The sequence below is a fragment of the Ruegeria sp. AM1 genome (genome assembly GCF_056540745.1).
In genome coordinates, this window is the sequence record NZ_JBQFXH010000020.1 from 21,607 (window position 1) to 28,216 (window position 6,610).

The 6,610-nt window shown below is 51.9% G+C and carries 4 protein-coding genes and 1 pseudogene; 1 reads left to right on the forward strand and 4 read right to left on the reverse strand.

The features are described from left to right. Window positions 1-30 precede the first annotated feature (30 nt). The 4 genes from ACR0I7_RS19410 to ACR0I7_RS19425 form a co-directional block, all read right to left on the reverse strand. On the reverse strand, window positions 31-984 hold the full coding sequence (locus ACR0I7_RS19410) for a PP2C family protein-serine/threonine phosphatase (RefSeq protein WP_480513928.1): 954 nt from the start codon (window positions 982-984) through the stop codon (window positions 31-33). Continuing rightward, a complete protein-coding gene (locus tag ACR0I7_RS19415) occupies window positions 968-1,660 on the reverse strand; it encodes an FHA domain-containing protein (protein ID WP_480513930.1) in 693 nt (230 codons plus the stop codon). The genes ACR0I7_RS19410 and ACR0I7_RS19415 overlap by 17 nt, the downstream gene beginning before the upstream one ends. 32 nt (window positions 1,661-1,692) lie before the next feature. Beyond that, window positions 1,693-3,909 carry a serine/threonine-protein kinase gene (locus tag ACR0I7_RS19420; protein WP_480513932.1) on the reverse strand — a complete coding sequence of 739 codons (2,217 nt, stop codon included), beginning with the start codon at window positions 3,907-3,909 and terminating at the stop codon, window positions 1,693-1,695. 414 nt (window positions 3,910-4,323) lie between these two features. Beyond that, window positions 4,324-5,592: a hypothetical protein gene (locus ACR0I7_RS19425; RefSeq protein WP_480513934.1), complete on the reverse strand. Its 1,269-nt coding sequence runs from the start codon at window positions 5,590-5,592 to the stop codon at window positions 4,324-4,326. Between the two features lie 471 nt (window positions 5,593-6,063). On the opposite strand from ACR0I7_RS19425, the pseudogene ACR0I7_RS19430 reads away from it, so the two are divergent. Then, window positions 6,064-6,542, forward strand: a pseudogene (locus ACR0I7_RS19430) (transposase); the annotation flags it as partial. Window positions 6,543-6,610 lie beyond the last annotated feature (68 nt).

A 6,610-nucleotide genomic window follows, 5' to 3' on the forward strand; every position in this document is an offset into this window, starting at 1 on the left:
GAGCCCTTTATTCTGAGATAGCAAAGTACTCTATCCAGACGACGCGCGTTTCACTATTGGCTCTTCCGCCCTGCCCGTCGTGTTTTCCGCAACCTTTTTTGTTTTGTCGTCAATATTGACAACACGTGTCAGGCTCTGACCTTGCTCATCAGATACACCGATCGGCTTCTGAGTAACTTTGCGCTCAACCGGTTTCATGTGGTTTAACTTGATGACCGAAAAAGACACATTGTCCTGATCCGGGTCGTTGAGATCCGAGATTGCGTTCAGGAGATGGCCCGCAATCTCAGCCGATTTCCGGCGGCGATAGCGATGCAGTATCTTCTGCAACGCCGGCTCACCCAGATACTGAAGCCCGTCCGATGACACCAAAACGATATCACCCAGTTGCAGTTCGAAGGGTTCAGTGGGGCAATCGAATTTGGCAATGTTTTGACCCATGATAACCGAGGTCAGGCAATTCCGATCAGGATGCGTTCTGCCCAGTTCCGGGCTGAGCAGACCTTGCGAAACCATCAGGTCTATCTGCGGTGCCATTGAGTGATCTTCATTCAATTGGCGCAGCTTGCCATTGCGCAACAGGTATAGCGGGCTGTCACCGATGCTCATCCAGTACATACGGTTTTCGGATACAACCAGCGCGACCAGCGTCGCCCCCATACCCCGTGCACCCGGGTTTTCCTGGACATAGTCCCGGATGGTGCCGTTTGCGTCAGCAGTCGCTATCGCAAAGTAATCTGGAATGTCTTTTTCCGCCTCGGAAAAGGTGGCAGAACGAAACTTAAGCGCGCTGTAGACCTCGGTCGATATGATTTTTGAGGCCACATCCCCTGCTTCGTGTCCCCCCATGCCGTCGGCCAGAACGGCGACGCCACTGTCCATACCAAACGGGAAATCCGTCACCAGTGAATCTTCCTGGTAGTCGCGACCACCTTGAGACAGCCCAGAGGCAACATCATAACGCGGTTCAGGCGCTCGCCACATATTTACGCTCCTTGTTGTTTTCGGGCTCAGCCCAGATGAACTCTGAACTGGCCAATATCTTAATTTTCAAAACAGTTTCTCCGATGGAAATATCATCCCCATCGCTTAGGGTTTCGTCTGACAACACAGGTTTTCCGTTCAGACGAATGATGTTGGCTTTCCCGCCATGCCCCAGAAAAAACTGATTTCTTTCAATATCAAATACAATCGATGCATGATTGCTGCGAGAAATCGCCCTGTCATCGAAGTTCAGAGATATTGCCTGATCTGCACCGCGACCGATTTGCATACGCCCCGGGTACAGCGAAAAGTAACGCCCACGGCCCGGCCCCTTTATAACCACGAGCCAGCCCACTGGGAAACGCCCCAGCTCATCGGTTTTTGCCGCGCTGCTTTCTCCAATCAGGTCGACAACCCGTTGTTCCGTGCGATCAATTTCGATCAAACGGGTTTTCACCCGCTCCCTGCGAGACGCGGTCTGAGCGGGCTTGAGTGAAGGCTTTTTTGCCGCCGAATGAGACGTTCCCTTTGGCGAGTGTTTGTTCACCACATCATTGAGCCGTTTCTTTCGATCGGCATCCACCCGGTTGTCTTTCTTGAGCACAAGCGGACGAGCAGTTTTGGGTTCCGATTTTGACTTGGTTCCAAACCCGAATAGTCTTTTAAGGATCCTCATAGCGCTCACTCCTTCTACCGCACACTCGCCACTTATTGAGTTGCCTTTGCAGCAGTGGTGATTGTCGGTTCGGCGCCCTCGAAGGGCACCGCGACAACCCAAGTGTCGTCATCGCGTTTGACGGCAAAGCTGAATGAAGTTGCTCCTTGCAGGAACTCCCGTGTCAGAATTGTCTCAAGCGTTTCCGGACCAGACAGCAGTTCGTTCGTGAGAAGATAGCCATACAGTACGTCACCGCGGCGCATGTCGATTTCCATGCCCTCCGGCACCACCGCAACCCGCGTTGTCCAGGCATCGTCTTGCTGGGATACATCAAAGACTAAGCCATTGGACAGCGATACACGCTGGCTGATGGGCAAGGTCAGCTTCTGATCTCGGGCATCCGCTTGGGATACGCCGATGCTGAGCATGACATCCAGTTTTGTGCCGCTGTAGTCTGCCAACGTCTCGTCAATGACCGCGTCAAAATCTGCGCGGTTGCTTACTGGCTTGCCGTTAACAGCAAAAATGCGTGTCTCACCTTCGCCAGCGGTCAGCAGGCTCTCATAAGGCAGTTCAACACGGCGCTTAGATTGCAATCCGGCGATCTGCACCTTGGTTTCGGCTTGAATTGCGTCCTGGGCGGGCGCAGCAGCTTCAGTTTCTTGAGTGTTTAGATCCGACGGATTAGCCGCAGCCAAGGGCTGCTGCCTTGTCGCGCTCACGGGCGCGCGCCAGGCTTGCGACGTATCAGCATACGAACTCACCGGAGGCGAAAATGGGCGCGCGATTGGTCTGACAGCAGCAGCTGCGCTAGCCGCGGCCTCGGGACTGATAGACTGCGTATCACTCGGCACAGATTCATCGGCGGATGTCAGTACAGTCTCACCTTGCTCCTCGGTTTTCGCAGGCTTGGGTTGTTCCTCAATTTGCGTTTCGACCCGCAAGGCAGGGGTGGTTTCTGAGGTTTCGGCAACCTGCTGACCGGAAAGGTCTTCATCTACACTATCTTGAGTTTCGGATGCGGACGTGAGTTCTGTTGCCTGATCGTTGACAGGGCTCGCAATCGTCCCAGCCACTACCGAGGTATCCCCTTGATCGTCTATGTCCGAAACCGGGGCTTCGACTACCTCGATCTCAACCGGCGATATTGCCGTAGAACCACCAAACAGGTCCGTCAGCGACAATGCACCAACGGCAGCAATCGCAACGACCGCTGCCGAAGCCAGCAATAACCCGATACGAGATTTACCCTTTGTCGGTTCCTCGTCAGCTTTCTCTTGAGGCTTAAATTTGGGTGCGGCGGCATTAGCAAGAACAACGACATCGGCGGATTTAGGTGGCACCCCCAAAATGATCGCCTGCCACTCTTCGGCGCTTGCAATGCGGTCTCTTGGCAGAATGGCCAGCGATTTATCCAGCGCTGCCAGAAAGTTAGGATTATAGCCGTCTACACGCCCCTTGAGCGGCTCGTAGGGGTCCGGTTCACCACCAGCAACGGCGGCCAAGCGGACCTGGCTAACCGGTGGCACTTCACCTGAAATCAAATGATACATACTCGCGCCAAGCGCATAGAGGTCGCTGTGCGGCCCCTGATCACTGCCGGCGATGTAGAATTCTTGTGGGCTATAGCCGTCCTTGACAACACGCATCGCGGTCAGGACACGGCTTTGCTTTGTCGCTTCCTCACGAGCCGCCCCAAAGTCAATCAGAACAGGCTGATTATTGACGTCGAGCAGGATGTTATCCGGAGAAATATCCCGGTGCAGGATGTTCTGGCCATGAATGAACGCAATGGCCTCCAACAGCTTCGAGAGCATATCCTCGATAACGCCGGGGGTCAGAGTTGTGTTTTTGTCTTCGATGATCTGCAGAAGGTCACGACCTTCTACGAAATCCAGTGCCATATAGGCCGTATTGTTTTCCTCAAAAACTTGATGAACGCCTACGATATTGGGATGTTTGAGCTTGGCCAGGCTACGTGCTTCGCGCACAAACAGTTTGACGATAGAAGCAAGATCCTGTTGGTGCGCACGCGATCGTGCTGTGACCAAAGCGGTTGAACGTCGGCAGAACGCACCGGGGAAGCACTCCTTGATCACAACCCGTCGGTTCAGGCTGTCTTTTGCCTCATAGGTGATGCCAAAACCGCCCGCATTCAGAAACCGCTCGATCCGGAACTGACCATGCATGAGTTCGGTGCCCGGCTTTAGCTCGTCAATAAATGCCTGCTCCTCCGGGGCATGTTCGTTTTCGTTCAAACCACTCATTATACACATCCTTGCGCCAAACACCGGCGCTCAATTCACATTCTCCACCCAATATTCAGAAAGACGGAAAAAGGGTCAGAAAAGTGACATCTAAAAGGTATTAATTAGCGCTGAGCTGAACAAATAAGCTGTATTTTTGCTTTGGAGATCATCTTATAGGCGATTTAATACACGTAAATCATACTATGTTTATAAATCGCGATTTACGGTATCAGGCTGCCTAGCGCATAAGCTCTCTGAATTAAGAAACCTGGAATCACGAGCAGTGAGATGGGTGTAAAAACACGATTCCCCTTAACGCAGACCTTTTCAACCAGCCGCGTGAAATAAGTGAAGTATTAATATTCCAATTCATCAAGCAAACTCAGAAATTGGATAGCTGAAGTATCTACAGAGACCAATGCAGTCACAGAACTATGATGTATAGCCGAGATAGCACCTTTTAATCTCACCATCGCGAAGTATGTAGAAGTCAAACATCGACATGCCTTTTCTGCGATCGTTTTCAATCGTTTTCGCAAGGCTGGTCCGCCGGTTCAAAGGCTCGCCCGAACTATAGGCCAGTATGGTGTCACCAACCTTCATGTCGGTTTTGACGCCCTTTGGCACATCAACAAGTGTTGTTTGCCAACGGTCCCCATTATGAACGGTTTCAAACCGGAGCCCGTTTCCCAGAACTGTATTCTGAACAATCGGCAGATTTACTTGAAGGTTAGTGATCTTCTTGTTGCCGCTTCTGCGAATACCCAAATCAATCGGAAGTTCTGTTTTGTCAGCAGGTGTCATCGATAAACGCAGCATGGCAGACACTGCATTCAAGCCACCGACCTGAATACCGTTGACCGAAACCACACGATCACCGGCATGAACAGTGTCAGGGTCATCTACATCGCTCGACATCGGCAGACGAACCGACCATTGGGACATCACGACGATGCTTTCTAGTGAGGATGTGTTGCTACCTGCCGGATCCGGTTCGCTGCTGGCCATGGCTGCTAGCTCTTCGGCAGAATAAAGCGAAATCTCTCCGGTAGCCTCGATTCCGTTTCGTATATAAACAACCTTGAAATCCATCATCCCTTTACGACGCTCGCGCTGGAAAATAGCCGCAAGGCTATCTCGTCTGTTAAAGGGCTCTCCTTTGAAGGAAACCATACGGTCACCGACCTCAAGGTCGCTAACAACCGATCCAGGTTTCCTGGTCAATCTGGTTACCCAGCTTTGATCAACAAACTCGGATTCGAACTGCATTCCGTTCATCAGGACCGTGTACTGAATGATCGGCATCATAATGAGTTCTTCGAAAGGTTCCCCGCTTGAATTGCTGTTCACGCCTAAACGAACGGGTAATTCTGTTTGGCCCTGTAGGTTAGTCGACATTCTCAAGACGGCCTGCAGAGCATTCAAACGCCCGATCTTAATCCCGTTGACCGAGACGACCTCTTGACCCGCCTTAATCGCCTTCAAACTCGGTTCCAGCACTTTTGCAATACGCTTTGGGTTTCTGGCTTCTGCTTCAAACGGCATTTCGACCGTCCAATGAGACATTATGACTCTGGACGAGTTACTGTCGGTTCCTGTTACTTTATTAGCGTTCTGTGCATAAACGGTGCCTGCTGTAACGAGGCTCGCAATCAGGCATGTCGCTGTTGCTTGCAAGAAGGGTTTTAGCATAATGGTCACTCTAAAGTTTACTTATCGGAAACAAATCAGGTAAATATGCACAATTTGCGATCAGACTTCGGCAATTCAGTGTCGCCTAGCCGGATCGTGGATTCTGTTGTTAGATCTTGATCGCAACGCCCGCTGTGGGACATGCGGACGTTAGCTACAATAGATTATGTGCTGACTCGAGGACTTTGGTTCAAAACCTTGCGCGACGGTTTTGGATGAATTTAGCCTTTTTTGGACCAAGTTTGAAGCGTGAACAGTGCTATTAACAAGACTACATTGACGATGGCAGTCAACTCGCTCAGCCGGACCCACGATCACCTTCAGGTCATCAGCGCACCGCACATAGTGGGGATTAGCAGTTTCTTGGCGGGCGAGTGAGCATTCCTAACGCGGCGCATGGCGTGCTTCAGTCGTTAGGCTCGGGACCCATTGATTTCCGTTTGGCTGCGTACTTCATCGCGTTCAAAACGAGCGGTGAACATGTCTGATCTTTTCTGGTTGAGCGATGAGCAAATGGCGCGTCTGGCGCCATTCTTCCCAAAGTCCCACGGCAGACCTCGTGTTGATGACAGGCGTGTCTTGAGTGGGATTATCTTCAGCAACCGCAACGGGTTACGGTGGCGCGATGCACCGAGGGAATATAGACCACACAAGACGCTCTATAATCGTTGGAAGCGATGGAGTGACAAAGGCATCTTTGCCCAGATGTTGGTCGGCTTGGCTGCCAACCACGGCGAAGAAAAGACGATCATGATCCTCTCTCGGGACATTGCTCCGCAATGCCCTGCCGGGCAATGGATGCTACGCATCTCAACGCCCATCGCACAGCGTCCAGTCTTGCGGTGAAAAAGGGGGACGTGGACGTCTGATCCACTGCCCGGCAGGCGCATTCAAAGGATGCTGCCGAGAGGGGGCACACTAAGGGTGGCATGAACACAAAGTTGCATGCGGTTTGTGACAGATGAGCCATGGTGCGCCATTGGTTCAAGCACAATGGCGAATGACGCCCTTTGAATCTGTTTGTCAC